Raw genomic sequence first — 23,856 nt, forward strand, 5'->3', positions numbered from 1 at the left:
CCGCGATGACCCGGTCCTGCTCCAGGCGCACCTTCGTCGCCCAGGCCGACGACTCCGGGCACACGGTGGGCTGGCCGGGCTCCGGGTCGAAGCCGACGGCGGCGACGTGCCCGGCGAGGTCGGGGGCGATAGCCGCCCACCGCTCACACAGGGAAGCGCCAGCGGCCGGGAGTGTCCAGGCCCGTTCGGTGACCAGCGCACCGAGCGCGGCACCGAGGCCCATCGGCTCGCGCCCGTCCCGCCGCACCGTACGGGCTGGCCTCGGCTTCGACTTCGCCTTCTGGCCGCTGCCGTTCTTCCGCGCCGCCTCCATCGCGGCCCGCAGCGCGACCCGCGCCAGGTCGACGCCGGACACCTCGCCGCCGCTCATGCCTGCCCCCACGGCGTGTAGCCGAGGTCCAGGTGCCCGAGGCCAGACAGGCGCTGCACGGTCGCGACGAACGCCCGGGTGAACAGACGCTGCGCCGACATCTCGCCGTACCGGGCGATGTGGTCGTGGACGACCTGGTGATCGGCGGCCGCGCGGTCGCGCCAGTCCAGGACCTGCTCCCGCGTGAGGTCCTCGAGGACCAGCTCCTGGTCCTCGTCAACGTCGGCACGCTCCGGGACCGGGGCGACGACGGCCGGGCGCGGCGCGGGCACCACGACCGGGGCCACCGGCGAGGCCGGGACATCGACGACCGGCTGCACGGCAGCTGCGGCTTCGGCACGGGCCTTGGCGGCGGCGGCCTGCTGCTCGCGGACCATGGCCCACCGGTGCTCGCGGATCCACGCCTGGGCAGTCACCGTCTCGTGCAGCTGCCGGTCGGTAGCCGTACGGCGCTCCACCTCGGAGGCTCCGGGCATCGCGGCGTCGATGGCGGCTGCGACGGCGTGACGTGTGGCGCGTCGGTCAGCGTGCCGGTCCTCGCACCGCGGGCACTGCTGACCGGAGTCGAGCAGCACGCGGTCGTCGCACCGGACGTCGCCGCACTGCTGGCGCTGGGGCAGGGCGCGGCCGATCAACCAGCCCACCGGGTCCGTGATCAGGGTACCCAGCCGCATCTGGTCCTCCAGGCGCCGGGCGAGCCGGTCGGCGAGGACCTGCGGCGCATCCGTGCCACCGGCGAAGCCGGCTACCCGCTCCAGCTCAGCGCGGGTCGCGGCCTCCACCAGGCGCCGGGCCGCCGGACGGTCCAGGCGCGCCCAGACCAGGTCGACCGGAGCCAGGATGGACCTCAACTCGAAGGGCGGCAGGGGGGCCCTCTCCCGCTGCGGCCTGCCCTGGTCCGTACCCTCCACGGCCCGCACCGGAGCATTTGCCACCGGCCACCGGCCGGGCTTCTCACTGCTGATCGACGGGGACTTCTTCAGCTGTTCCCCGCGCAGCGGGCCGTCCTCGCGTACGCACGCGCGGTCCGGCTGACCGTGGTACCCACCACGGCCTTCGCCGGAAAAACCACCAGCGAGCGAGAGAGGAGAGACAGGAGTAACCACAGGAGAGTGATCAGTGTGAAGGGCTGCTGCAACGTCGGGGTCTGCAACATCCACCCCATCCGTCACCTGCATCCCGCTGACCTGCGCCCCTGCCACAGGCCCCGACGGCTCAACAGGCCCTGCTGCAACGTCGGGGTCTGCAAACACGGGCTCCAGGCCCGCCGCACGGTCCTCCCGGACGTCATCGGCACCGGTACGGCCGTGCGCGGCGGCGACCGCCGGCACCATCAGCCGCGTACGGGCCGCAAGCCCCGAAGCCGTCCGCAGCCGGACCCGGCGCACCAGGTCCTGGTCCTCCAGGCGCTCCACCACCCGCTCTCCCGCCGACGCCGTGCAACCCAGCAGACGGGCCACCGTCGCGGCCGCCCGGCCCCGCTTGGTGTCCACCGCGCCGCCGCACTGCCGCACGCGGCCTGTGTCCCGCGCCTCCAGCACCAGCAGCAGCAGCGCGAGACGGTCCCTCGCTGCGCCGCGTCCAGTACGGTCCCCGAGCAGCCCGGCGGGGGTCACCCGGCCGTCCTTGTGGGTCCAGCCCGGCGCCATCACGGCTTCCAGCAGTCGGAGCAACGTTGCGTACTCCTTCTTCACCAGAGCCAGCGGGTGCCCGGCCATGTCCTGCGCGGCCCACAGCGGCAGCACCTTGCACCGGAGCCCGGTGTCCTGGCCATACTCACCCTCTGCCGTGTCAACGGAGATCACGCCGGAGCGGCGCAGTACCGGGAGCACGTCTGAGGCGACGTAAGACGCGGACAGCCCGAGCCACCGGCCCAGCTCACCCGTGCGGATCTCCACCACCCCGGACTCCGACGGCGTCCGCGACGCCAGCACCACCACGGCCAGGCGCACCGCGTCCGACGTACCGACTAGGCCGGCCACGTCCAGCAGCGCGCGCACCGCGCCCCCCAGCCGGGCCCGCGCATCCCGGCCCAGCGCCAGAGGGTGGCCCGGACCGCGGTCCGGCACCAGTCCCGCCACGGGGGTAACCGACCGCAGCGAGCTCCGCGGTCCAGGAACGCGAACAACGGGAGCGGCGACCGCCGTCACGGCGCTCACCGGACCGCCCGGAAGTACGAGATGTAGATCATCTCGACACCCTTGCTCAGGACCCCTGTGGACAAGGGACGCCCAGCAGCGAGAACCCCGAGCACTCCCGGCAGGCGGCAGAGACCCTTGGGCCCCGTCCCGCTCAGCGGGACGGAACTCCGGAGCATCACGGCGGCCGGCGCCGCCACGGCTACACCACGAACGGCGGGAAGTCCAGGAAACGAGACTTCCGGTCGAGGGGCATGAAAAGTGAGCAAAACAGGAGCAAACGACGCCTCGGTCGCTCGCTTACCAGCGAAACGGCGAGGGTCCAGCTTTTCAGGGGACACCACTTCGGGCACTATGAGGATCGACCACCTATCCATATGGATGCTGAGACCGGCCCGCCACGCGGGACCGTGACCACTTCTCCTTGGGTGTGTGGACCGCCCCCTCCGTGAGGAGTGGGCAGCCGACGAAGAACCAGGGGCGGGACCTCCTTCCTTCCTTCTGGGGATTCGATCAGCGAAACCGGACACCCCTTCGGTGACCGGGTAGTGCAGACAGCCCTCGGGCTGGTTGTGCGTTTGGTGCTGTTGGCCCTTGGCGGGGCCGGTAGTGCTGGAGCTGATGGCGCTACGCAGACGCCCCTTGGCGGGGGCCCTGCGGTGGAACTGTTGAGCTGGACCCAGAAGGGGCCCCTTGTGGCCCTGGCTAGGGACCGGTACTGCGGTGAAGCGAAAGCTGGACCTTGGCGGGGCCCTTGTGGCCCTGGCTAGGGGCCTGGTGAAACAGCTGGACCTTGGTGGGGCCCTTGGTGGCCCTGGCTAGGGGCCGCCCCGCTTGGAAGGCGGGGGTAGTGCAGAGATGAAGAAACGGCTCGATGAGCCGGAGCTCAGAAACCGGGTGGTACCGGAGACTGGGCGGCCGACCTGGGTGGTTACTCCAGGCGGCAGACGGGCCGCGTAAGCGTCGGCAGCGGGTGGCTAGCCCACTCCCCGGCGCGCGGTCGATGGCCTCTAGGTCATCCCAACCCCCTGAATCGGAGGCTGGCGTCAGCATGCCCGCACGACGGGGAACGGGCAGGAAGATCAGCCATCGGAGACCTCCACCGCTTCTGGGTGCTTCTCGGCCAGCCGTCGAAGCAGGCGCGCATAAGCGTCACGCCAAGGCTGCCGTGGTTCCGTCTGGCCCGACTCCCAGCGCAAGATCGTCAGACGCTTCACCTGAAGTGCATCGGCCAGCTGTTGCTGCGTCAGGCCATCTGCAAGGCGCAGCCGTCGGCGGACGGGCGGAGGGGGAAGGTCTGGGTCGCGGTCGACCAAGGCGTCAACGGCCTTGCTTAGATCCGGCATCAGAAACCTCCCCTAGCCAACGCTGATGCAGTGAAAGATACATGAGGCTGGCGATCTTCGGAACCGCAAACGAGCGTGTTCACGCCCGAGATGCCGACCGACTTCACCCAGCTCCCCGCCCTTCGCTGGCGATCTCTCTGGCCTGGCCTGAAAACGGCCAGCTCACGGCCTTCGTGCTCTCAAATCCCAACAGATTTCGGGCAGTAGTGCCAGCGGTGTTCGGCATGGAATTTCCACCCTCCCGTGTGGCGGGAAGGTGGACCGTAACCCGTCCCGCCATACGGGATGCCAACCAGCTCTGAGGCGCCAACGGGTAGGGTCCATGCCCGTGCAACGCCTTGCGATCTTCGACCTGGACGACACGCTGATCGACCGGCGGTCTGCGGTCGGCAGTGCCGTGGGCAGCCTCTGCCTCGCCCGCGGCTACGAGCCAGCCGTATCGCAGTGGCTGCGTACCGAACTGGCCGACCGAGCGAACCCCGCCGACTTCGCCCGACTTCGTACGGCCTTCGGCCTGCACGAGTCTGCGGAGGAGCTCTGGCACGAGTACATCCACCTCATGGCCACTTCCACAACGTGTCGACCGACCGTCCTCGAGGGCCTGGCCCACCTTCGCGCCGCAGCGTGGACAATCGCCATCGCCACGAACGGGCCCAGCGACATCCAGCGCGCCAAGCTCGCGGCGACCGGAATCAGCAAACTCGTTGACGGCGTCGCTGTTTCCGGCGACATCGACGTCCGGAAACCCGACCGGCGACTTCTCGAACTCGCGGCCGCCCGCTCCGGAATGCGACTCTCCGATGGCGGCTGGATCACCGGAGATAACCCAGCCAGCGACATCGAAGGGGGCCGTGGGGCGGGCCTGCGGACCATCTGGCTGCGCGCACGCCCATGGCCCGACAGCCTCGCCCCGCCTCACCACGCCGTCGACGACGTCACCGACGCCATCACCATCCTCCTGAACGAATCCCCGGAGTAGCAGCACCATGGACCAGCCCACCGTCGGCATCCTCCACCCCGGCAGCATGGGCGCCGCAGTCGCGGCGTGCGCCGCGACCAACGCGTCCGCAGTCCTCTGGTGTGACGCAGGGCGCAGCCCCGCAAGCGCCACACGCGCAGCGCGGCTCGGGCTGGAGGCGGTACCGACGCTGCAGGAATTGCTGGACCGCTCGGAGATCGTGATCAGCCTGTGCCCGCCGGCTGCCGCCGAAGACCTGGCCCGCGACGTTGCTGCGCACGGCTTCACCGGCCTGTACGTGGAGGGCAACGCCATCAACGCCGAACGCGCGGTACGGATCGCGTACCTGCTCGGTCCGACAGCGGCCGTGGTCGACGGCGGCGTCGTCGGCTCCCCACCTGTGAACGGCAAGACGCCGACCCTGTACCTGTCCGGTCCGGCCTCTGCGACCGCGCGAGTGGAGATGCTCTTCGCCGGCACCGCGGTACGGACGAAAGTACTGGGCATCGACGTCGGCCAGGCGTCCGCACTGAAGCTGGCGTACGCCAGCTTCCAGAAGGCCTCACGCGTGCTTGTGGCACTCGCGATCGGGTTGGCCCGCGAGCACGGCGTGGACCAGGAGCTCATCGACATCGCCTCCCGCCGCACCGACTCGTACTTGTCCGAGCCCGAGTACATCGCGAAAACGGCTGCGCGCGCTTGGCGGTGGGGGCCCGAGCTGGAGGAAGCCGCCGACATGCTCGCGGCCGCTGGCCTTCCTCCGGAGATGCTGCGCGCGGCCGCGTCCACGCTGGGCCGGTGGGACAACGTCAAGGACGACGGCAAGCTCACGCTCACCGACGCACTCGACCGGCTCGCCCAGCCGTAACCCGCAATCATGCCGCTCCGGCTCCCGCCCGCTGGACCAGGAACTGGTCGATGAGCCGGGCGGACTCCCCCGGCGGCACCTCTGCGGTGTCCACCGTGAGGTCCCAGGCAGTTTCCGGGTGCGCGTCCAGGTCCTCGCGGGTCGCTGTCCACGCCGCCAGGCGCGCTGCGGTGTCGCTGTCTCCCCGGCCCTCGGACCGCGCGGCGGTAACCTCCTGCGTGCACCACAGGAGGACGACCACCCAGTCGGCCGGGTAGCCGTCGACCAGCGCGCGGATGCCGTCGATCTGCCCGAGGTGCACCACTGGCACTCCGGCCGCGAACGCCGCGTCGACCCCCGGCCGGTCAATCACGTAGGTGTTGCCATACCGCCGGTTCGCGTAGACGACGTCGCCAGCGCTCTCCAGCTCGGCCAGCTGCGTCTCCGTGCCCATCCGGTATCCGGTGCTCTTGCCTGAGCCGACCTTGAGTCGGGCGAACTGCCTGTACCGCGAGTCGAGCGCCGCGAGGGCCTGCGTCACAGTGTCCTTGCCCGCAGCCGGCGGCCCGTAGAGGACCACACCTTGTCGCCCGCTCACGCGTACATCGCCCCCATCGCCTGCCGGGCCTGGTCCGCGAGCGACACCGCGGTACCCATCCTGTTGTCGACGACCAGGTGCGGCACCGCCGGCCGCAGCTCCAGGTCGATCGTGGCCATGTACTCCTCCCAGCGCTGCAACTTCCACGCGTCCCGGGCAGCCGAGCGGAACCCGATGTACTCCCGCATCGACTCCTCATCACAACGAACCCAGACCGGGAAGACATCGACCCCGAGAGCGTTGCACCGGTTGGTCAGCCGCTGCATCCAGTTCACGTCCGTCATCTCGGCGATGAACGGCGCCGTCAACACGGTAGAGATGCCACACTTGATGTTCGCCATCGCCGACTGCATCAGGCAGTCGTACTCCACCGGACGGACCTTCTCCCGGTACAGGTCGGTGTGCCGATCGTTCGCGTCCCCATCCAGCGCGACCAGCAGGCGCTCCACGAGCGGGCGGGTGAGTGGATCCTTGTCCAGCAGCGGCCAGCCCGTCAGCTGGACGAAGAACCGAGCGAGCTCCGTCTTCCCGCTGCCGGCATAGCCACCCACGAGGATCAGCACCGGGCGGTGAGGATCACCGCCGGTGTGCCGCCTCTTCCACGCGTCGATGATGCGCTGCTGCAACGCGAAATGATCGGCTTCACCGGTGCCGGGCCCGATGCGGTGAATCGCCCGCTCGACAGCCAGGACATGCGCACCGTTGAGACGGTCGTCCAGGGGAGTCAGCTTGAACGAGCTTTCCTCGCCCGGCAACGCATTGCGGAACCCAAGGTCAGGCTCGGTGGCCCGGTAGAGCAAGCAGTATGCGCGCCGGTAGTGCGGACCCGGGTAGACCTCACCCTGCTCGTGCTGCCACAGCGTCTGCGGATTTGCTGCCGGAATGCCCTTCAGCTTCGCCTGCTCGGCAACCTCCCGCAGACGATCGCCCGCCTTCTCCAGGGTCAGACCATGCGCCTCCCGCTGTTCACGCAGCCGGTCCGGCTCCCACCCCGCTCGGTACTTCCCCACCCGTTGCCCCTCCTTCGTCGTCATGCACGCGAGCCTAGATCCAGGCCCCAAAAACCCATGTGTACGTGGATGTTGAAAACCCGTGAATGGAGATGCGTACGCACATCTACAAGCGGCTGTGATGGCCCGTCTGCACTGACCGCGATGTGATTTGCCTCGTCAGCCAGGGCATCGAGCGAAGGCGGTGAGGTCAGTGGATCGGCAGTTGGTACTGCAGCTCGTAGAGGTGGCCAGCCTTCGCCATCACCGAGACTTCGATGGGGCGCCCGCTGTCAGTCGAGACGACACGGAAGGTGCGGAGCACCGGAACATCCTCCGGAAGCTCGAGGAGACGGACTTCCTCGGGCGTCGGAATGCGCACGGAGACTCGATCGACGGCGTCGGCTGGGCGGTATCCCATCTCCGCGAGCAAGGTTGGGGACCCGCCCTTGATGCGGCGGCGGTGCGCCAGCGCCGTTCCGCGGGCAATCTCCGCCGGGTAGTACGAGTGGACGAGCTCGGCCGGTTCGTCGTCGAGCAGCATCAGCCGGTATCGCAGAACGGCGGTCTCTCCACTGGCCAGCCCGAGTACTTCGGCCACCTGTACCGGCGGCTCGACCTCGGCAACGTCGAGAATCTCGCTCGTACCGATCTGCTGCCGCTTGGCAGCCTCGGTGATCCAGCTGTACGGCGAGTTTCCCTGCGCAGGGGGCATGTACGAAGCGGGATTGATGATCTGCTGCGTGGTGCCTCGCACGAAGACGCCAGCGCCGGCCTTGCCTACGACGAGCTGCTCGTCCTTGAGGATCTTCAAGGCGCGCTGAATTGTCTGGTTGACGACGGCGAACCTGCTCATCAGATCGCGGACGGAGGGGAACTTACTCCCTGGTGGCATGTCCCCGGACAGGATCAGCGCTCGCAGCTCGGCAGCGATCTGCTTGTGCTGGGGCCTCGAGTCGACGTGCTCTCTCGCCATTCAACTGGTCCGCATCCGGTAGTGCAGGTGTCGGCCCTGCGCGGTCATGGTCATGTGGACGGCCTCCATGGGGCGACCCTCCTGATCAAGGCTGAGTCGGACCAGCAAGAGGACCGGCGCACCTTCGTTCAGATGCAGCAGAACCTGCTCGTCGGCGGTGGCCTCCCGGGCGGAGACGTCCTCGACGACCTCGTTCGCGATGTACCCGAGCCTGCCCAGCAAGGTCGGGGCCCCACCAGGGATCTTGCGAGGCAGGGCCAGGGCCGTCTCGTTCGCAACGTGCAGCGGGTAGTAGGAGTCCGCCAGCTCGATGGGCTTGCCGTCCAGCTCGATCACCCGGCGGCGCACGATGGCGGCCTCGTCCGGGGCGAGGCGCAACGCGGAGGCGATCGGCGCAGGTGGGATGCACTCGGTCACCTCGACCAGTCTCTGCGTGCCGGTCTGCCCCATGCGTGCGGCCTCGTCCGCCCAGGCGTCACCAGTGCCAGGTTCCCGCGGCGTGATGTACGCGGACGAGCCGCTCGTCCACTGCTCCGTCATGCGTTTCGCCCTCCTCCTTCGATCCGAACCCCCAGGTTATCGCCTTGCTACCTGGATCAGTACAGCGCGGAGCAGCTGCAGCTATTGCAACTGTGCTCATTAATTCAGTACAGTTTGAGTGTGCTCAGCCGGGCACCCCGAAACGGAGGGAGGTTGTCAGTGCTGCGCGTGAAAGAAGTCGCCGCCGTCCTGAACGTGCACACCGCCACGGTCTATCGGCTGATCGAGTCCAGTGACATCAAGGCCGTACGCAGCGGACGTCCGCGGCAGCAGGGCACCCGTGCCCGCGGCGGAGCGATCCGGATCCCGGAAGAGGCGCTCCAGGAGCACCTCGCCAAGTCGGCCTACGTCGTCAACGAGTAGCGCGACCCCGCACCACTTGCCTGCACCTCAACGAGGAGGAACCACGATGTTGAACGACTTCACTCCGGGTGGCCTCGGCGCCCAGCCCGGCGACATCGCCACCTGGTCCAGCGCGGACATCGAGGGCTACGAGCACATGGTGGAGGCAGCGAACCCCGCCTTCGCCCGGGCCGCCGCCACCGGCACCTTCGTCGTCGGTGTGCACGCGGAGGGCTCCGAGTTGATCGTCGACCTCGACACGGCCGACGCCCTCGCCCGGCGAATCGCCGCCGGCACGAGGGTGTCCGGTTCGCAGGGCACCGTATCCCCCGTCCTGCTCGCCAGCTGATTCCGGCTTCCCTCATCAGGACCGCGTCCCGCACGCGGTCCTGATGAAGGAAGCCGGAGACGGCCTCCCAAAATCTTCATACCGAGAGCGACTGGAAACGGGTGACGGGCCTTAGGCCATGAGGTCCCCGTGACTCCAGTCACCGCTCCGCACCACCTTCTCGCGGCCGTTTGGCTGCCTGCCCGACACAGCACCGCCACCTCCGGGCGGCGGGTCTGTGTCGGACGGAGAACCCAACTCCGCACCCCTGCCTCTCCCCCTCCTGCCCGTTGAACAGGGAGAACCCCATGCGACCCAGCACCCGCGAACCCCTCCTTCTCAGCAAGGTCCCTCCGCAGAACATCAACCTCCGCGACGGCGAACCCCGCACGATCCTCTGCCCGGACTGCCAGACCTGGCACCGCCTGGAACGCAAGATCGTCAAGCCCCACCACCTCGACCGCACCGGGCGCGGCACCGCCGGCGCGGCCCCCCGCTGCAAGGGCAGCCTCCGCCGCGTCACCTTCGACCTCTCCATCGAGGAGTGGGGCGAGCGCCTCCTCCGCGCGGAGGAGACGGTCACCGGACGCCGCGCCCAGGGCGGCACCCGCCGCAAGCCGGCCCCCACCCCTCCGACCGCGATCAGCCGCCTGGCGCACACGACGGACGGCCTCCGCAACGGCCTCCGCGCCCACCGCGCCAGCTGCCAGGTCTGCCGGATCGGCGTCCCCTGCGACCACGCCATCAACCTCGCCGCCCGCATCAACGCCCAGGCCCAGTCCACGGCGCCCACCCGGCCCGGCGCCAACCTGGCCGGCCCGGCCGCCGCCCTCGACCGCACCGAGCGCGCCCTCGCCGCCCACCGCCACACCTGCACGACCTGCCGCATCGGCCGCCCCTGCACCACCGGCCAGAAGCTCACCGCCCACCAGGCCACCGTCACCCAGACCGTGGCAGACCTGCGCCAGACCCGACGCCACCAGGACAAGCAGGCCACCGTCGCCGAGCAGCACCACACCCGCGACACCGCACGTCAGCGCGTACACCAGTGGCAGACGACCGCCACCGCGGTGGGGAACACCGATGCGCAGCGGCTCCGTAACGAGCTGGAGGCAACGCTGCGGCAGCTCGGTCCGGCCCTGGACCGCTTCGAGCGAGCCGCACTCGACAGCCGGATCACGGGCCTCGCCACGACGATCTACCGCCCGCAGCCGCGCAAGAAGTAGATGGACGAGCTGGACGCCCGCGACACCGGACGCAGCTGACCTTCGCACGATCGACCACGGCCGCCGCCACCCGCACCTCGCGGGTGGCGGCGGCCGTGGCTGCTCGTACAGCAGCCACAAACGACGAACCCCCGGGGGCCTAAGCCCGGGGGTCGTCTTTGCAGTCACCCTCCAGAAAGGGAAGACGCACATGCACAGGATGACATCCACTCAGGCTCGCCGGATGCGGCGCCCGGTACTCCAGGCCGCGATCGACGTCGGCGCCCGCTGCACCCAGGCCGACCCCGACCTCTTCTTCCGGGCCGACGGCGAGCCGCCGGCCACCTGGCAGGCGCAGCGCGCCGAGGCGATCCGCTTCTGCCACGGCTGCCCCGTCCGGGCGGCCTGCGAGGAACTGGCCCTGCGCGACGGCGACGGCAACGACCGCGTCGACGACCTGGTCCGCGGCGGAAGGTCCGGCAGCGAGCTGGTCGAGCTCCGCGAGCGCCAGGCCCAGCGCCTCGGCGCCGCGATCGCCGCCGACGAGGCCAGCGACATGCAGTGGAAGCAGCTGACCGGCCTCGTCGTGGAGCTGAAGCGTGAGGCCGGAAAGACGCCGACCAGGAGTTCCGGCATGCCGCGCCAGACCGAGTTGCAGGAACTGCAGAACCAGCGGATCCGCAAGCTCGTCGCCCAGATCAATGCGATCCGTACCGCCCGCCGCGCCAGCACCGGCTGGGAGGTCGCAGCATGACCACCACCCTGACCCCGTGCGCCGGAAAGATCGACGACATCCGCCGCGAAGACGACGCCCGCGACTACGAGCGGGACGAGACCGACTCCCTCCACCAGCTCGGCACCCTGCTGCTCACGATGGCCGAGCGGGACGATGCCCGGATCCCCGACGGGCGCCGGGCCCGGCGCACCCTCGCGGAGATGGCCCCCGGTTACGTCCGGCCCCCGCTGCTCACCTTCAACCTGCCGGTCCGCGCGGCGGATGACGCCTGCGGCCTGTGCGGCTTCTGGGCCTGCCGCTGCGGCCAGACCGGCGCCGCCCCGGCCTCGCCGCCGAGCGTGACGGGCATGGTCCGGTGAGCGGCTGCGGCCACCCGCCGACCCTGGTCACCGTGAACTCGGTCGGCGCGGACGGCAAGCCGTACCAGTCGATCCGGCACGAGCCCTGCACCTGCGGAACGCAGACGCAGCCGCAGCCCGAGAAGGAGTAGGACCGCTTGCACATGCCGGCCGCCCGTACCGCTCAGCATCACGCGGTACGGGCCATCGCCGCGCGCGGCCTGTCCCACCCCCTCACCCAGGCGCTTCTGGCGGCCGCCGTCCTCACCGCGGCGGCCGCCTGGGAGGCCGGCCACTGCGTCACCGACATCCACCCGCCCCTCACCAGGCGCGGCAAGAGCTGATCACCGGTGTCCCGCCTGGCGGGCCCGGGAGACAGTTTCTCGACCGCAGCCCTGGCCCGCCGCGTACCGGCCGCCCGCCCCTAGGGATGCCGCCCTTTCACACGCCTTCGGTCCGGGAGAGTCTCGGGCCCGCCGCTCGCCAGGAGAGCCTCATGCAGCGCAGCACCAAGCTCGACATCGCGACGACCCCGACCGGCAACCGGCTGCCGGAGTCCCTGTGCACGCACCGGCCGACGTGCCCGACCGCCGACAGCCCCGACCGCGAGGCCGCGCACACCATCGCCTCCCACCCCGAACAGGGCTGGTCCCTCCTCTGCAACTCCGTCCTGGTGTTCGAGGACACTGGCGAGCTGCTCCCCGACGGCCAGATCATCGCCCCGCACCGCCCCCTCGCCGCGGTCTGACGGCTGCCTGATCCGCCCGCACCGGCCGCCGAACTCCTGGCGGCCGGTGCGGGCGGTGAAGGGGAGCCGGACAGCCCGGACCACCAGGACCGAGGAGTTGCCGTGCGCGACACCGCCCAGAGCACCACCCCCGTGATCACCTACAAGCGGGGTCAGTACGTCCTCTACCGCAACCCGGAGATGTTCTGGACCGGCCAGGAGGGCCACACCTTCGTCTGCCGCGTCGAGCGGATCTGCGTGGGCGGCATCACCTACGACCTGACCCCGCTGCCGTCGGGCCGCCAGATCAACGCCGCGAGCCCCGACTACATGCGGCCGCTGCCGGCCATCGACGCGATGCGCGACATCGACACCGCCCCGCTCAACACCGCGGCGGCCGCCGACATGACCCCGGCCGCCGTCGCCTGGCTCACCCAGCAGGCCGCCACCGCCTCCCGGCGCCCCGAACTGCCGCCCCACAGCGGCTGACCCGGCCACTGTCCCCGCCCCTTCCTCCGTCTGCCGCCCGGCCCCCGGTCGGCAGACGGAGGAAGCGCACCGCCAGAAAGGACTCCGCAGTGACCACCCGACGCCCTGCCCGCCGGCCCGCCACGAAGACCACGACGAAGAAGACCACCACCACCGACCAGCCCGCCGAGACCACCGAGACCGCCACCACCGTGGCCACCGCACAGGAGCCCACCGCGACCGTCGGCCCGGCGGAGGACACCGAGGCGCTGGTGACCGCCGCGCGCGCCGAGGCCGACCAGCTGCTCGCCGCCGCCCGTACCGAAGCCGAGGCGCTGGTGGACCAGGCCCGGCAGCAGGTCAACGACGCGGACGCCGCCGCTTCCCGGGCGCAGACCGAGGCGGAGGAGATCCTCGAGGCCGCGACCGCGCAGGCCGAGCGGATGCGCAAGCTCACCGACGAGCAGATCACGGCGGCCGAGGAGACCGTGCAGCGCGCCCGCACGATCGCCGACGGCGACCTGGCCGCCGCCGAGCAGACCCTGGCCCGCCGCCGCCAGGCCGCCGAGAAGCTCCAGGCGGAAGCCGAGGCCGAGGCCGGCCGGATCGTGGAAGCGGCCCGCACCCGAGCCGAGCAGATCCGCGCCGAGGCCGAGGAGGACAAGACCCGCGCCCAGACCGAGGCCGACGCCACCGCCGCGCACGCCGCGCACCTGGTGGCCGAGGCCAAGGAGCGGGCCGCGGACCTCGTCGCGGCGGCCGAGGCCGACGCAGACGCCCGGCGTGAGGCCGCCGCCCAGATGCGCGAGCAGGCGGAGAAGGACTCCGAGCAGCTGCGCACGCAGGCTCGCGAGGAGATGGCCACGGCCGAAGAGGACGCGGCCCAGATCCTCGACGCCGCCCGGAGCAAAGCCCGCGAGGTACTGCGCGAGGCCGAGGAAGACGCCGACGATCGACGCACGGAGGCGCAGCAGACGCTCCAGGCGGCGCAGGAGCAGGCCGACGACCAGGTCCTCCAGGTCCGCTCGATGGCCGAGGCGAAGGCCGCCGGAGTCCTCACTCAGGCGGAGGCCGCGGCCGGTGAGCGGATCGCGGCGGCCGAGGTGGAAGCCGCCCGCCTGGTCGCCGAGGCCGAACTGCAGGCGGTGGCTGTGCGCGCCAGCGCGCAGGCCGAGCAGCAGGGCGCGTGGCAGGAGTTGGCGGCCACCCGCGAGGAGGTCGCCAAGGCGCAGGCGCTCATCGAGCGCCAGGAGCAGAGGAAGAACCTCGTCAACACCTGGGGCCCGCGCGTGGCTCTCGGCGCGACGATCGTCCTGACCGCGTCCGGCGAGTTCGCACTGGCCCAGCTGACTGGCTGGCCCTGGCAGGTCGCCTGGGCGCTGCCGCTGGCGATCGACGTGTACGTCGTGCAGGCGTTCCGCCGGCACCGCGACGTCGCGGCCGCGCTCATCCTGATGGTCGCCGCGAACGCCGCCTACCACCTCGCGGCCGCCGGGCTCGTCGGCGTCGACAAGACCGACGGCAACAAGCCGCTGTGGTGGCTGATCGTCGCAGTCGCCGCCATCGCCCCGTGGGTGATGTGGCGGATCCACCAGATCACCAAGGAACCCGGTGAGACGGCCCCCGGTGAGACTGGCACGGCCAAGCTGTCGCGGCCGGTTGAGACGGACCGCACCCGGGCCACCGGTGAGACCGACACCGCCCGGTCCGCCGATCTCACCGCCCCCGGTGAGACGGTCCCGCACCCGCGCACCGCTCCAACACCCTCTGCTGAGACGGGTGAGGGTGAGACGCGGTGGGCCCTTGAGACGGCACACGATGAGACCGGCGACCCGGTGAGCACGACTGAGACGGCGTCTCACACGAGTGAGACCCGCAGGTCAGACCGTGAGACGAACACCGGAGCCGGGAGCGCGGTCGCCCTGCCGCTGCGCTCCGTTGAGACGAACCGCCCCGTCCTCGCCCGGGACGCTGAGATCGAAGGACAGGTCACCTCGCTCCTGAGCCTGATGTATCGGCGGCAGGGCATCGACACCGTCTCAGTCGACGAGGCCAAGGACATCCTCGGCGTCTCACGCGCCACCGCCGGCCGCCGCCTTGAGATCGCACGGTCCCGCTACAAGAACGTCTCGTGAGACGACGCGGCTAACCAGGCCGCGTCGGCATCCCGTCCCGACCGAGAGGAGCTCGTCCTGTGAGCACGCTCCAGTACGTGATCGGCATGGTCCTCGTCCTGGTGGCCCTGGCCACCCTCGTGGCCACGCCGCTGCTGATCGTCCACTCCCGCACGACCTACGACCACGGCCCCACCTGCTACTTGTGCCACCCGCGCCTCCCGCGCGGGCGTAGCCGGCGCTGACCCGCCCCGCACCAGCGTCCGACACCAACAGTGAAGGCCAGCCCATTCGACCTGGGCTGGCCTTCGCCGCGACTGCCGGAAGCAGCCACAGCCCGCCCAGTACACCAGATCCACCGCCCCCAGCGGGCCCGGTCTCCCTACCGGGACCACGCCCACGGCGTCGACCGCTGAACCTCGTCCCCGGAGGTGCCGGGGGCGGGCTTGAACGGCCAACGGCCACATCCACAGCACTGGAAGGAGGAACCGCCATGTCCGGAATCGACTGGGACGAGGAGTTCACCCGCATGAACCCCGCAACCCCGGAGAAGCCCAGCACGTCGTCCAAGTTCTCCGTCAAGCTCGGCGGGGTCCGCCGCAACACAGCCGCGCTCGCCGTGTGCGGCACGATCGCCGTCCTCGCGGTGTGCGGCACGGTCGTCGCCGTCACCAGCATGCAGGGCGAGCAGGCCGCCCAGGACCGTGCCAGGGCCCAGGAGAAGGCCGCGAACGCCCTGGTCGAGGTAGAGGCCGACAAGCAGCGGGCGCAGACCGAGGAAGCCGCGGCCAAGACGCTCTACGAGCGGGAGATGGCCGTCTACCTGGAATGCATGAAGATCCGGGCGGCGGCGGTGGCCAAGGCAGCCTCCTACGACGTTGCGAAGATCCCCGCCTGCGCCGCCCCGACCCTCGGCGGTGCGGCCCCCAAGGCGCAGGAGCCCACCGGCAGTGCCGGCGACGCCATCACCTCCAGCCCCTGGCTGTGGGTGGCTCTCGTCGGCGGCGGCGGCCTTCTCGCCTACAAGAAACTCTCCGCGCCTTCCGGTTCCTCCGGTTCCAAGTCCGGTTCTAACGCCATCACCTCCGCGAACGACAAGGGATTCACCTTCGAGAAGGGTGCATGAAATGACGCTCCAGTTTTTCGCCCTGGCCCTGTTCTGCTGGGCGCTGTACTTCACCTTCAAGAAGACAAAGGGAAAGCAGATGGCGATCTGCCTGCTGCTGATCGTCTCCGGGATCTTCCTGCCGTACACGCCGTTCAGCGAAGAGATCCGAGGCACCCTCGAATCGGTCTTCAACACGGCGAACAACACGGTCACCGACATCGGAACGTCACGCTAGGCAACTCCCGCGCGGTTACTGGTTACCGGTTACAGGCCGGAGACGTCACCCGCGTACGGGTCTGAGCGGCGCGAACCGGCGTCCACAGGGCCTGTAACCGGTAACCGGTAACCGCCTGAAAACTACACAGTGTCACGGAAGGAGGCTCGTGGAACTCCTCATTCTCCTCGCCATCACCTATCTCACCGGCGTCGACAACACGCACGACAAATACGAGCAGGCGGGAATCAAGAAACCCCCGCCGAAACCCAAAGAGAAATGGGCGCCGATCAGGGCTCCGGATACCTTCCGGAATTCCTCCTATAATGCGGCGGCGAAAGCGCATTACGGGCTTTTCGCGGGTGCCCATTGGGCCGGTGGCCTGCGAGACGGGTGGCGTTCTGCCTACCTGAAGAAGCCGGGAACTAAGCCTTCCGATTCGTCTTCCGCTATGCCTCCTGCGGGGACTTCCGCGCCCGTATCGGGGGCCACCATGCCGCCGAAGCCCACCACGCCCCCGACGGCGTCGGCACCGCCGCCGAAGCCCACCGCAGCCCCCACGCCGCCGCCCACGGCCTCGACACCTCCGCCGGCCGCCGCGCCGCCCACACCTCCGCCGCCCCCGACCACTCCGCCAACCGCGGCGCCGCCCACGCCTCCGCCGGGTCCGACCATCCCGCCGCCCGGCACCGTCCCCCCGCCTCCGACCGTCACGCTCCCCGACCACATCAGGAAGGACCCCGCGATGCAGCCCAACCCGCCCGTCCCGCACACCGCGACCGTCGACGACAAGGGCGTCCACGTCACCACGGCCGCCGGGAAGACCCGCACCTACAGCGGCGGTGAGGTCATCACCCTCACGCAGGTCATCGACCTCGCCGAAGGTTCGGCCACCTTGTGCCAGTCCAGTTCCGAGACCGCCCTGGAGCTCGTGGACGAATCCGGAGAGCTCGCGGCGGACTGCGACGTGCTGATCGCCGAGATCACGGAGAAGGGCGTCGGCGCGAACCTGATCGGCAAGTGCGAGTACCTCAAGGAGCAGCTCGACCTCCAGGCCGCCGCCGCCAAGAAGCTCCACGACCAGATCCAGGGCGGCGAGGAAGCCTGCAGGACCGCGTCCGCGAACGCCGAAGTCCGCCACGGCCAGATCTTTCGCGCAGTCGCCGACTCCCCGCTGACCAAGCCCGCCGAACGCGACTTCTACAACGCCCGATAGGAGAGGACCGCATGTCTGTCACCGAATCCCTCAAGGACGCCGCGACCTACGCGGCCCTGCGTACCAAGCTCGCCTGGCTCACCCACCAGGTCCACGTCCACGGCGAGACCGTCACCAAGCTCGCCTCCGATGTCGACGACGCGGCCGAGCAGATGCAGGACGCCTCCGAGACGATGAAGGCCCTGGCCGTGGACGCGGCCACCACCGCCGAGTTCGCGGACGCCGCCCTGGTCATGACGGGCGCCAAGGAAGCGGCGGGCGAATACACGGCCGCGGCGGACAGCGCGGCCGCGGCCGCCGACGACGCCAAGACGACCGTCGAGAGCGACCACGGGGGCATCGCCGACGCGGTGGACTCCTCCCCCGTCGACATGGCCGAAGCCGCCTTCTACACCCAGCAGTAAGGAGCAGGACATGGGGCCGACCCGAGCACAGTTCATCCAGTACGCGCCCGCCGCTCTCGCGGTGGCATCCCTCACCGCCGGCCCCTGGTCCGCTATCGCCGCCGGAGCGGCCGGAGCGGGGGCGTGGGCCATCAACGCCTCCGCCCCCGCCCTGCGCTCCCTGATCGCCTGCGGGATCACCGCCACCGGCTGCGGCATCGCCGCCCACCAGGTCCTGGCGAGCGGCATGAACCCGCTGTTCGCCCTCGGGCTCGCGGTACCGGCCGGAGCGGCCGCCCTGGCCCACCACCGCAACACCGCAGGCGAACTCCTCCCGGAGCTCGCCACCACGGCCACGGCCACGGCGGGGCAGAGCTCGCAGGCGCAGGTCATCACGGCCTGGTGGATGGAGTTCATCTCCGGTCCGACCCAGACCGAGGGCCGCAAGCTGATCCAGGCCGGGGCCGTCCTCGCGCACCTCGCCCTCGATGTCGGGGACGACCACGTGTCGTTCACCGGGATCATCACGCTGCCCCAGGGCCAGCAGGTCCGTGTGAAGGCCGCGGACATCGCTTCCGTCTACCAGATCCCCGTCTCCCAGGTCGACATGGGCGACCCGAAGCACTACGCGCCGAACGCGCTGCCCGTCACCGTGCACCTCACGAAGCCGGCGGAGCAGCCGCAGATCGCGGCCGGCGCCCCCACGACTCCCGAGCAGGTGTGGGCCGCGCACGTCGGCATCCCGGACGGCGCGATGCCCGGCACCACCCTGGCCCTCACCCGCTACGACGGGCCCCTGGACTGGGAAGGGATCGCCACCCGCAACCGCAAGGCGATCGGAACCGTCAACATCCAGGACCTCGCGGGCAACCTCAACCTGTCGAGCATCCAGATCGCTCTCGCCCCCACCGACAAGCCCTCACAGATGGGGGTGCGCGTGATGAAGGAACACGCGCTGATGCACGGCACGATGCTCTCCCAGGTGGTGGACGAGCTGTCCATGGACTCGCGCGGATACATCCGCCTGGGCACCTACATCGACACCCAAGCCGCCCTCGTCCCCCTGGCCCAGCCCGGGTCCGGCGCCCGCCACCTCTACCTCGTCGGCGGCTCCCGCTCCGGAAAGTCCGGATGCCTCGAACAGATCCTGCTCTCCGCCCACCGCTCGCGCATCGGCGTGATCCTGGCCTCCCCCCAGGCCGGAACCATCGCCGGAGCCGGCCTGGCCGCGTACTGCGGAGACGGCCTGGACGAAGCGATGGGCGCCCTGCGCCTGGCCTACGCGATGATGCTCGACCGCGAAGCCCGCTACCGCTCCCCCGCCTTCCCCTTCACCGACCCGCTGATCCTGATCGTCATCGACGAAGCACACATGCTGCTGTCGGCCTCCTCCCAGTACCACCTCGAGGCCAAAGCGATCGTCGAGCAGCTGACCCGCCGATCCCTCAAGAGAGGTATCGGCGTGGTCCTGGCCACCCAGACCCCGCTCGCCGAAGACCTCGGCAACTCCACGATCATCCGCTCCCAGCTCCTGATCGGCGGCGGCGCGGTGTTCCTGCGCTGCGCTAAGGGCCAGGGCTCCCTGGTCGGAGCGAACGCGGTCGAGGGGGCGGAGGGCCTGGACCTGTCGATGATCCCCTCGTCGTGGCCCGGCCAGTACGCCAAGGTCGCCGACCGGGACATGAGCGGCCTGGATACCGAGGTCTCCGCCAGCCCGGAGGACGCCACCTTCGGCCTCGGCTACCTCCTGACCCCCGGATCGCAGGCCGTCCAGTTCCGCTCCCTGCACCTGGACGTGCCGCCCGCCTCCCTCGCCGGGAACATGCCGCCCGTCGCGGTCGAGGACTGCGAAGCCTGGCGTCACCGGGAGGCGATCACGCAGACCCCGATGGTCGACCAGCGCGGCAAGAACCTGATCGGCAGCCTCACCGACCTCCTCACCGCAGCACAGCAAGGACCCCCCACGGCCCAGCAGGGACAGCCCGCCGGACTGCAGCGGGCCCAGGCGGACCCCGCCGGCCCCTCGGACGGACAGGAGCTGATCAAGCCGCGCATCCTCGAACTCCTTCGGGATGAATCCATCCCCATGACCGCCGAGACGATCGCTCGGAAGCTGGGCACGTCCGCGAAGAACATCAAGCCGCGCCTGTCCGAGCTGAAGAAGCGGGACGAGGTCACCAACGAGAACGGATTGTGGAGGGCAGCATGAACACTCGTACCGAAGCCGACTTCACCCACATCGACCCCGACTTGTACGCGAAGGCGTTCCAACTCCTCGACCCCACCCCGGAACCCATCGCCCCCGCGGCTCCCGCCGCTCCCGCACCGGGCCCCTTCACCCCCGCCGCCCCGCCGGTACGCCTGACCGGCGCCGTCGAGAAGACCCTCACCGACGCCCTCACCTTCCTCGACACCCACGGCTGGGCCAAGCACCGCCTGATCCACCCCGACGGTGCACGCTGCTCCATCGGCGCGCTGCGCGCTGCGGCCGGCGCCCGCAACGCCGCCTACTGCGACGCCGGGAATCTCCTCCTGGACGAGGCCCGCCGCCAGCACGGCAAGCGCTGGGAGTCGATCCCCTCCTGGAACGACTCCCACACCGGAGCGCAGGTGCGTAGCGTGTGGGAGGCCGCCATCCGGCGCGCACACCACATGAACATCTGAACCGGCTGGAGCTGCCCGTGTCGTTCTCGTTCACCGACCCCAAGCCGAACAACGACGACCGGTCGTTCTCCTTCACCGGGCCGAACCAGGCAGACGTGGAACAGCAGCTCCAGACGATCAGCGACATGGCGCACGAAATCCTCCGCCTGGTCGCCGACGTGCGCAGGCAGATCAGCAACTGAGCAGCCCGCCCCAGGCCGCCCGGCCTGGAGATTGGTGAGGACGAGATCCGCGTCCTCACCAACCTCAGCCACAAGCCCCTTTCGGAGATGTCGGCCGAAGGCCGCAGACGCCCCAACCCGCATAGCCCAGCCCCGCGCCCCGCCCGGAGAACCCTTCCCGGCGGGGCGTCGCACTGTCCTGCCCAGATTCGCCCCAACCAACAGGAGACCAAGACCCGTGCATCGCTACCGTTACAGGTGCCCCGTCTGTTCGACCACTTCCCCGACGGTCCATCACCTCGACGAAGTCGCCGCCGAGGCCGTGGCCCACCGCCAGGCCCTCCACGGCGGCCACTTCCCCGACGGCGAGAGCGCCGGCGAGATAGACAGACTCGGCCGCTGGTACGCCTCCCTGGGCCCGCTTACGGCCCTGCACTCGCGGATCGCCGACAACCTCGCCGATCTGCGCGACCCCAAGGGCACGGGGCGCCCGCTGGGAGCCTCCGCTGCAGCCACCCTCACCATCGCCGCCGCGGCCGCCCTCGTCCTCGCCGTCCTCTCCGCCGCACTCAGCCGCTGACCAAAGCTCCGGTCGCTCCGCCTGGCCACCGGCACCGCCGCCGTCCCGCACCGGGGCGGCCGGTCCCGGTGACCCGGGCAGGCCGACCGGCCTCGACACAACCCCCGCGCCCGCCACCCCGACCTGGGGACGGCGGGCGCCCCTGTACGTGCCCAGCCACTGCTTCGACTTGGAGGGTTCATCGTGCTCATCCCCCGGTCGCGCGGCAGGATCGGCCGCCCGCGTCCGACCATCCCCGGCTCCCGTTACCCGCTGTCCCAGTGCCGCCTACCTGGTACCTGGAGCCGGTGATGGACGGCCAGGACCTGGTCGACGTCGACCCCTACGCGCCTGCCGAACCCGAGACGACGATCCCCGTACACCGCTGGAGGCAGGCCCCCAAGGGGCTCGCGACCAGGCGGCAACTACGGGAGCGGCGCTTACGACCCGGCGGCCAGGACCCGGTCGCGGTCATCGAGTGCCGGGGCGGCAAGCGCATGGCCTTCCTGTACGAGATCAAGAAGGCCAAGCCGATTCGGCCGATGACCTTCGCCATGGAAGTCGCGCTCGACAAGGCGATGGCCGCCCGCCAGACCTGCCCGAAGTGCTCGCGGCGCTACTACCACTGCCTTCCTTTACGCACCCTCGGCTCGTGCCTGGAGTGCTACGACGGCACCCCGGCCGCGCCCGACAACTACCTGCACCACAGCGTCGGCCACCTGGCCGCCGCCTGACCGTTCACCCCTGACGGCTGCCTGATCCGCCCGCCCCGCCACCGCGCGGGCCGGGCGGTGACGGGGAGCCGGACAGCCCGGCCAGGCGAACCCCCGACGAACGGAGTGCACGATGGCGTACGACATGAGCCAGTTCGGCGAGAGCCGCTGGGTGAAGACCCACCCGGACGGCGTCTACACCCACGGCTCCATGGAACCGGTCCTGAGCGTGCTGGACGTACGCGGCTTCGAGGTCCGCGACCTGTTCCTGATCGGCTTCAACGACTCCTGCGGCACGATCGTCCTGCCCGACCAGTCCCGGGCCGAGAACGCAGCGGCGGCACTGGAGCCGGCCTTCACCACCCGCGTCTACCTCTTCGGCAACCGGGACGGCGAGGACGTATGGGCGACCGACTACACCCGGCGCGCCCTGGACGGCACCACGCTGTTGTGCTTCATCACGGACCTCACCCTCAAGGACGGCACCGTCGCCATCCGGGACGGCCGCTGGGTCCGCTGATCTGGTCTGCCGACTGCCTCCTCCTGCCCGCGCCGCCACCGGCTCGGGCAGGGCGGCGGGGAGCCGGACAGCCCGGCCGGAAGGGAACCCGACATGACCCTCGGCACCGACACCGCACCGCTCACCAGCGAGCCGGGCAAGAACCTGGACGCTGCCTGCACCACGGTCACCAGCGAGATCGCCCGCACCGACAGCAAGGCATCGCTGTTACTGGCCTTCGACGGCGCGGTCCTCGCCGGACTCGCCAGCCTCGCCGACAAGAAGCTGCCACTGCCCGCCCAGCTCATCGGCGGCGCCGCCGGCCTCGCGCTCGCGACCGCCGCCGTGCTGCTGCTCCTGGTCGTCCGGCCCAACCTCGGAGGCCGCACCCCGGCCCCCGGGTCGTTCCCGCACTGGGCGCGGCTGGACGCGGACGCCATCCGGGCCTCCACGGACACCGACACCCGCGCCGCCCGCATCAAGGCCCTGGCCACCATCGCAGTTGCCAAGTACGCGCGCCTCGCCCTCGCAGTCGACACGATCCTCACCGCGCTCGCCCTGCTCCTGGTCGCCGCCGTCCTCGCGGTCACCGGATGAGCAGCTGGCCGTACGCGCTCACCCTGGTCCTCACCGCCGTGGCCGCCGTCGCCGCCCGGCACACCCACCCCGCCCGTCCCGGCACCGACAAGGAGCAGTACCCCATGGCCCTCACCCTGTTCGCCCGCCGTCCCGAGCCCGTCGAAGCGCCGGCCCCCGAGCCGTGGCCGGAGATCGGCGAGACCTGGAAGCCCGAGGGCGTCACCGTCGTCGAGCGGTACTACAACCTCGGCCACGCGGTCGTGCTCGTCTTCCTTGCCAGCGGCTACCACGTGGTGTCATGCCTCGGCTGCCACTACCAGGCGACCGCGTACCGGAAGCGCCACATCAGCCCACTCACCCTGGAGCAGGCGGCCGAACTCGCCAACGCCCACGCGGCCGACTGCCGGGCGCTGCCCCGCGAAATCCCCGCCCGCCGCGACGACGAGGCCGCCCGCGACCTGCTGCGCACCATCGTGCGCGGCCTGCGCTGCCGGGACGAGGGCCTGCGCCTGTGCCTGTACCACCTCGACACCCACCGCCTGGCCCTCCAGCGGACCAACGAGTGGCTCGTGAGCGAGCTGGAGCGTCTGGCCCACGACGAACCCGAGGTCCTGAAGGTCTCGGTCTACAAGTGGGGCACGGAGTTCTACCTGCAGAAGCTCCCCGAGAGCTGACCGGCCGCTCTCCGTACGGTCCCGCCCGCCGCGCGTCGGCGGCCGGGGCCGGGCGGTGTCCGCCCG

Annotated in this window: 30 protein-coding genes and 1 pseudogene; 24 read left to right on the top strand and 7 right to left on the bottom strand. The window is 70.5% G+C overall.

Features of this window, described 5'->3' with window-relative positions; translation table 11 throughout:
• Window positions 1–40 precede the first annotated feature (40 nt).
• From J7I97_RS39790 to J7I97_RS03640, 3 genes and pseudogenes are all read right to left on the bottom strand, one after another.
• Window positions 41–370: pseudogene (locus J7I97_RS39790) on the bottom strand (DUF721 domain-containing protein); the annotation flags it as partial.
• On the bottom strand, window positions 367–2,451 hold the full coding sequence (locus tag J7I97_RS03635; protein ID WP_308369317.1) for a hypothetical protein: 2,085 nt from the start codon (window positions 2,449–2,451) through the stop codon (window positions 367–369). The pseudogene J7I97_RS39790 and the gene J7I97_RS03635, both read right to left, overlap by 4 nt.
• 1,139 nt (window positions 2,452–3,590) lie before the next feature.
• Window positions 3,591–3,854: a DNA-binding transcriptional regulator gene (locus J7I97_RS03640; RefSeq protein ID WP_214930906.1), complete on the bottom strand. Its 264-nt coding sequence runs from the start codon at window positions 3,852–3,854 to the stop codon at window positions 3,591–3,593.
• Between the two features lie 328 nt (window positions 3,855–4,182).
• On the opposite strand from J7I97_RS03640, the gene J7I97_RS03645 reads away from it, so the two are divergent.
• The gene (locus tag J7I97_RS03645; RefSeq protein ID WP_308369316.1) at window positions 4,183–4,833 is read left to right on the top strand and encodes an HAD family hydrolase; all 651 of its coding nucleotides are present in this window, start codon (window positions 4,183–4,185) and stop codon (window positions 4,831–4,833) included.
• Window positions 4,834–4,840: 7 nt separating this feature from the next.
• The gene (locus tag J7I97_RS03650; RefSeq protein WP_214930908.1) at window positions 4,841–5,680 is read left to right on the top strand and encodes an NAD(P)-dependent oxidoreductase; all 840 of its coding nucleotides are present in this window, start codon (window positions 4,841–4,843) and stop codon (window positions 5,678–5,680) included.
• Between the two features lie 7 nt (window positions 5,681–5,687).
• On the opposite strand, the gene J7I97_RS03655 is transcribed toward J7I97_RS03650, so the two are convergent.
• The 4 genes from J7I97_RS03655 to J7I97_RS03670 form a co-directional block, all read right to left on the bottom strand.
• Window positions 5,688–6,257, bottom strand: a complete 570-nt coding sequence (locus J7I97_RS03655; RefSeq protein WP_214930909.1) for a guanylate kinase — start codon at window positions 6,255–6,257, stop codon at window positions 5,688–5,690.
• Window positions 6,254–7,291, bottom strand: a complete 1,038-nt coding sequence (locus J7I97_RS03660; protein WP_214930910.1) for an AAA family ATPase — start codon at window positions 7,289–7,291, stop codon at window positions 6,254–6,256. The genes J7I97_RS03655 and J7I97_RS03660 overlap by 4 nt, the downstream gene beginning before the upstream one ends.
• 166 nt (window positions 7,292–7,457) lie before the next feature.
• A complete protein-coding gene (locus J7I97_RS03665) occupies window positions 7,458–8,222 on the bottom strand; it encodes a GntR family transcriptional regulator (protein ID WP_214930911.1) in 765 nt (254 codons plus the stop codon).
• A complete protein-coding gene (locus tag J7I97_RS03670; RefSeq protein ID WP_214930912.1) occupies window positions 8,223–8,762 on the bottom strand; it encodes a GntR family transcriptional regulator in 540 nt (179 codons plus the stop codon).
• Window positions 8,763–8,921: 159 nt separating this feature from the next.
• Here J7I97_RS03670 and J7I97_RS03675 point away from each other — a divergent pair, with 159 nt between their 5' ends.
• The 22 genes from J7I97_RS03675 to J7I97_RS03780 all read left to right on the top strand — a co-directional run bounded on the left by J7I97_RS03675 (window position 8,922) and on the right by J7I97_RS03780 (window position 23,790).
• Window positions 8,922–9,125: a helix-turn-helix domain-containing protein gene (locus tag J7I97_RS03675; RefSeq protein ID WP_308369315.1), complete on the top strand. Its 204-nt coding sequence runs from the start codon at window positions 8,922–8,924 to the stop codon at window positions 9,123–9,125.
• 46 nt (window positions 9,126–9,171) lie between these two features.
• Window positions 9,172–9,453 (top strand): hypothetical protein, encoded by a 282-nt coding sequence (locus J7I97_RS03680; RefSeq protein ID WP_214930914.1) that lies wholly within the window; start codon window positions 9,172–9,174, stop codon window positions 9,451–9,453.
• A 287-nt stretch (window positions 9,454–9,740) separates the two neighbouring features.
• The gene (locus tag J7I97_RS03685) at window positions 9,741–10,658 is read left to right on the top strand and encodes a hypothetical protein (protein WP_214930915.1); all 918 of its coding nucleotides are present in this window, start codon (window positions 9,741–9,743) and stop codon (window positions 10,656–10,658) included.
• Between the two features lie 223 nt (window positions 10,659–10,881).
• A complete protein-coding gene (locus tag J7I97_RS03690) occupies window positions 10,882–11,391 on the top strand; it encodes a WhiB family transcriptional regulator (protein ID WP_251058446.1) in 510 nt (169 codons plus the stop codon).
• The gene (locus J7I97_RS03695) at window positions 11,388–11,732 is read left to right on the top strand and encodes a hypothetical protein (protein WP_214930917.1); all 345 of its coding nucleotides are present in this window, start codon (window positions 11,388–11,390) and stop codon (window positions 11,730–11,732) included. Before J7I97_RS03690 ends, J7I97_RS03695 begins: the two co-directional genes overlap by 4 nt.
• A 143-nt stretch (window positions 11,733–11,875) precedes the next feature.
• Window positions 11,876–12,055 carry a hypothetical protein gene (locus J7I97_RS03700; protein ID WP_214930955.1) on the top strand — a complete coding sequence of 60 codons (180 nt, stop codon included), beginning with the start codon at window positions 11,876–11,878 and terminating at the stop codon, window positions 12,053–12,055.
• A gap of 215 nt (window positions 12,056–12,270) precedes the next feature.
• Window positions 12,271–12,459, top strand: coding sequence for a DUF5999 family protein (locus J7I97_RS03705; RefSeq protein ID WP_308369320.1), 189 nt, complete (start codon window positions 12,271–12,273; stop codon window positions 12,457–12,459).
• A 102-nt stretch (window positions 12,460–12,561) separates the two neighbouring features.
• Complete coding sequence (locus J7I97_RS03710) at window positions 12,562–12,927, top strand: hypothetical protein (protein ID WP_214930919.1); 366 nt, start codon at window positions 12,562–12,564, stop codon at window positions 12,925–12,927.
• A gap of 89 nt (window positions 12,928–13,016) precedes the next feature.
• On the top strand, window positions 13,017–15,041 hold the full coding sequence (locus J7I97_RS03715) for a hypothetical protein (protein WP_214930920.1): 2,025 nt from the start codon (window positions 13,017–13,019) through the stop codon (window positions 15,039–15,041).
• A gap of 59 nt (window positions 15,042–15,100) precedes the next feature.
• Window positions 15,101–15,265, top strand: coding sequence for a hypothetical protein (locus J7I97_RS03720; protein WP_214930921.1), 165 nt, complete (start codon window positions 15,101–15,103; stop codon window positions 15,263–15,265).
• 248 nt (window positions 15,266–15,513) lie between these two features.
• On the top strand, window positions 15,514–16,146 hold the full coding sequence (locus J7I97_RS03725) for a hypothetical protein (RefSeq protein WP_214930922.1): 633 nt from the start codon (window positions 15,514–15,516) through the stop codon (window positions 16,144–16,146).
• Between the two features lies 1 nt (window position 16,147).
• Entirely contained in the window at window positions 16,148–16,363 is a 216-nt protein-coding gene (locus tag J7I97_RS03730; protein ID WP_251058447.1) for a hypothetical protein, read from the top strand.
• A 724-nt stretch (window positions 16,364–17,087) separates the two neighbouring features.
• On the top strand, window positions 17,088–17,558 hold the full coding sequence (locus J7I97_RS03735; RefSeq protein ID WP_214930924.1) for a hypothetical protein: 471 nt from the start codon (window positions 17,088–17,090) through the stop codon (window positions 17,556–17,558).
• 11 nt (window positions 17,559–17,569) lie between these two features.
• On the top strand, window positions 17,570–17,962 hold the full coding sequence (locus tag J7I97_RS03740; RefSeq protein WP_214930925.1) for a hypothetical protein: 393 nt from the start codon (window positions 17,570–17,572) through the stop codon (window positions 17,960–17,962).
• Window positions 17,963–17,972: 10 nt separating this feature from the next.
• Window positions 17,973–20,150 (top strand): type IV secretory system conjugative DNA transfer family protein, encoded by a 2,178-nt coding sequence (locus tag J7I97_RS03745; RefSeq protein ID WP_214930926.1) that lies wholly within the window; start codon window positions 17,973–17,975, stop codon window positions 20,148–20,150.
• Window positions 20,147–20,605 carry a hypothetical protein gene (locus J7I97_RS03750; RefSeq protein WP_251058448.1) on the top strand — a complete coding sequence of 153 codons (459 nt, stop codon included), beginning with the start codon at window positions 20,147–20,149 and terminating at the stop codon, window positions 20,603–20,605. The genes J7I97_RS03745 and J7I97_RS03750 overlap by 4 nt, the downstream gene beginning before the upstream one ends.
• Window positions 20,606–20,622: 17 nt before the next feature.
• Window positions 20,623–20,787: a hypothetical protein gene (locus tag J7I97_RS03755; protein WP_214930928.1), complete on the top strand. Its 165-nt coding sequence runs from the start codon at window positions 20,623–20,625 to the stop codon at window positions 20,785–20,787.
• A 217-nt stretch (window positions 20,788–21,004) separates the two neighbouring features.
• Complete coding sequence (locus J7I97_RS03760; protein ID WP_214930929.1) at window positions 21,005–21,346, top strand: hypothetical protein; 342 nt, start codon at window positions 21,005–21,007, stop codon at window positions 21,344–21,346.
• Window positions 21,347–21,606: 260 nt separating this feature from the next.
• Window positions 21,607–22,059: an RRQRL motif-containing zinc-binding protein gene (locus J7I97_RS03765; protein WP_308369314.1), complete on the top strand. Its 453-nt coding sequence runs from the start codon at window positions 21,607–21,609 to the stop codon at window positions 22,057–22,059.
• A gap of 112 nt (window positions 22,060–22,171) precedes the next feature.
• A complete protein-coding gene (locus tag J7I97_RS03770) occupies window positions 22,172–22,558 on the top strand; it encodes a hypothetical protein (protein ID WP_214930930.1) in 387 nt (128 codons plus the stop codon).
• Between the two features lie 93 nt (window positions 22,559–22,651).
• On the top strand, window positions 22,652–23,134 hold the full coding sequence (locus J7I97_RS03775) for a Pycsar system effector family protein (RefSeq protein WP_214930931.1): 483 nt from the start codon (window positions 22,652–22,654) through the stop codon (window positions 23,132–23,134).
• Window positions 23,131–23,790: a hypothetical protein gene (locus J7I97_RS03780; protein ID WP_251058449.1), complete on the top strand. Its 660-nt coding sequence runs from the start codon at window positions 23,131–23,133 to the stop codon at window positions 23,788–23,790. Before J7I97_RS03775 ends, J7I97_RS03780 begins: the two co-directional genes overlap by 4 nt.
• The last annotated feature ends 66 nt before the right edge of the window (window positions 23,791–23,856 follow it).

This window comes from Streptomyces sp. ISL-87 (assembly GCF_018614095.1).
In the GTDB taxonomy this organism is placed as follows: Bacteria; Actinomycetota; Actinomycetes; order Streptomycetales; family Streptomycetaceae; genus Streptomyces.

Bases quoted from the DNA above. Each gene is read 5' to 3' on its own strand.
- J7I97_RS03640 (WP_214930906.1), bottom strand. From the start codon at position 3,854: ATGCCGGATCTAAGCAAGGCCGTTGACGCCTTGGTCGACCGCGACCCA.
- J7I97_RS03650 (WP_214930908.1), top strand. From the start codon at position 4,841: ATGGACCAGCCCACCGTCGGCATCCTCCACCCCGGCAGCATGGGCGCC.
- J7I97_RS03660 (WP_214930910.1), bottom strand. From the start codon at position 7,291: ATGACGACGAAGGAGGGGCAACGGGTGGGGAAGTACCGAGCGGGGTGG.
- J7I97_RS03665 (WP_214930911.1), bottom strand. From the start codon at position 8,222: ATGGCGAGAGAGCACGTCGACTCGAGGCCCCAGCACAAGCAGATCGCT.
- J7I97_RS03670 (WP_214930912.1), bottom strand. From the start codon at position 8,762: ATGACGGAGCAGTGGACGAGCGGCTCGTCCGCGTACATCACGCCGCGG.
- J7I97_RS03680 (WP_214930914.1), top strand. From the start codon at position 9,172: ATGTTGAACGACTTCACTCCGGGTGGCCTCGGCGCCCAGCCCGGCGAC.
- J7I97_RS03685 (WP_214930915.1), top strand. From the start codon at position 9,741: ATGCGACCCAGCACCCGCGAACCCCTCCTTCTCAGCAAGGTCCCTCCG.
- J7I97_RS03690 (WP_251058446.1), top strand. From the start codon at position 10,882: ATGCGGCGCCCGGTACTCCAGGCCGCGATCGACGTCGGCGCCCGCTGC.
- J7I97_RS03695 (WP_214930917.1), top strand. From the start codon at position 11,388: ATGACCACCACCCTGACCCCGTGCGCCGGAAAGATCGACGACATCCGC.
- J7I97_RS03700 (WP_214930955.1), top strand. From the start codon at position 11,876: ATGCCGGCCGCCCGTACCGCTCAGCATCACGCGGTACGGGCCATCGCC.
- J7I97_RS03725 (WP_214930922.1), top strand. From the start codon at position 15,514: ATGTCCGGAATCGACTGGGACGAGGAGTTCACCCGCATGAACCCCGCA.
- J7I97_RS03730 (WP_251058447.1), top strand. From the start codon at position 16,148: ATGACGCTCCAGTTTTTCGCCCTGGCCCTGTTCTGCTGGGCGCTGTAC.
- J7I97_RS03735 (WP_214930924.1), top strand. From the start codon at position 17,088: ATGCAGCCCAACCCGCCCGTCCCGCACACCGCGACCGTCGACGACAAG.
- J7I97_RS03740 (WP_214930925.1), top strand. From the start codon at position 17,570: ATGTCTGTCACCGAATCCCTCAAGGACGCCGCGACCTACGCGGCCCTG.
- J7I97_RS03745 (WP_214930926.1), top strand. From the start codon at position 17,973: ATGGGGCCGACCCGAGCACAGTTCATCCAGTACGCGCCCGCCGCTCTC.
- J7I97_RS03750 (WP_251058448.1), top strand. From the start codon at position 20,147: ATGAACACTCGTACCGAAGCCGACTTCACCCACATCGACCCCGACTTG.
- J7I97_RS03770 (WP_214930930.1), top strand. From the start codon at position 22,172: ATGGCGTACGACATGAGCCAGTTCGGCGAGAGCCGCTGGGTGAAGACC.
- J7I97_RS03775 (WP_214930931.1), top strand. From the start codon at position 22,652: ATGACCCTCGGCACCGACACCGCACCGCTCACCAGCGAGCCGGGCAAG.
- J7I97_RS03780 (WP_251058449.1), top strand. From the start codon at position 23,131: ATGAGCAGCTGGCCGTACGCGCTCACCCTGGTCCTCACCGCCGTGGCC.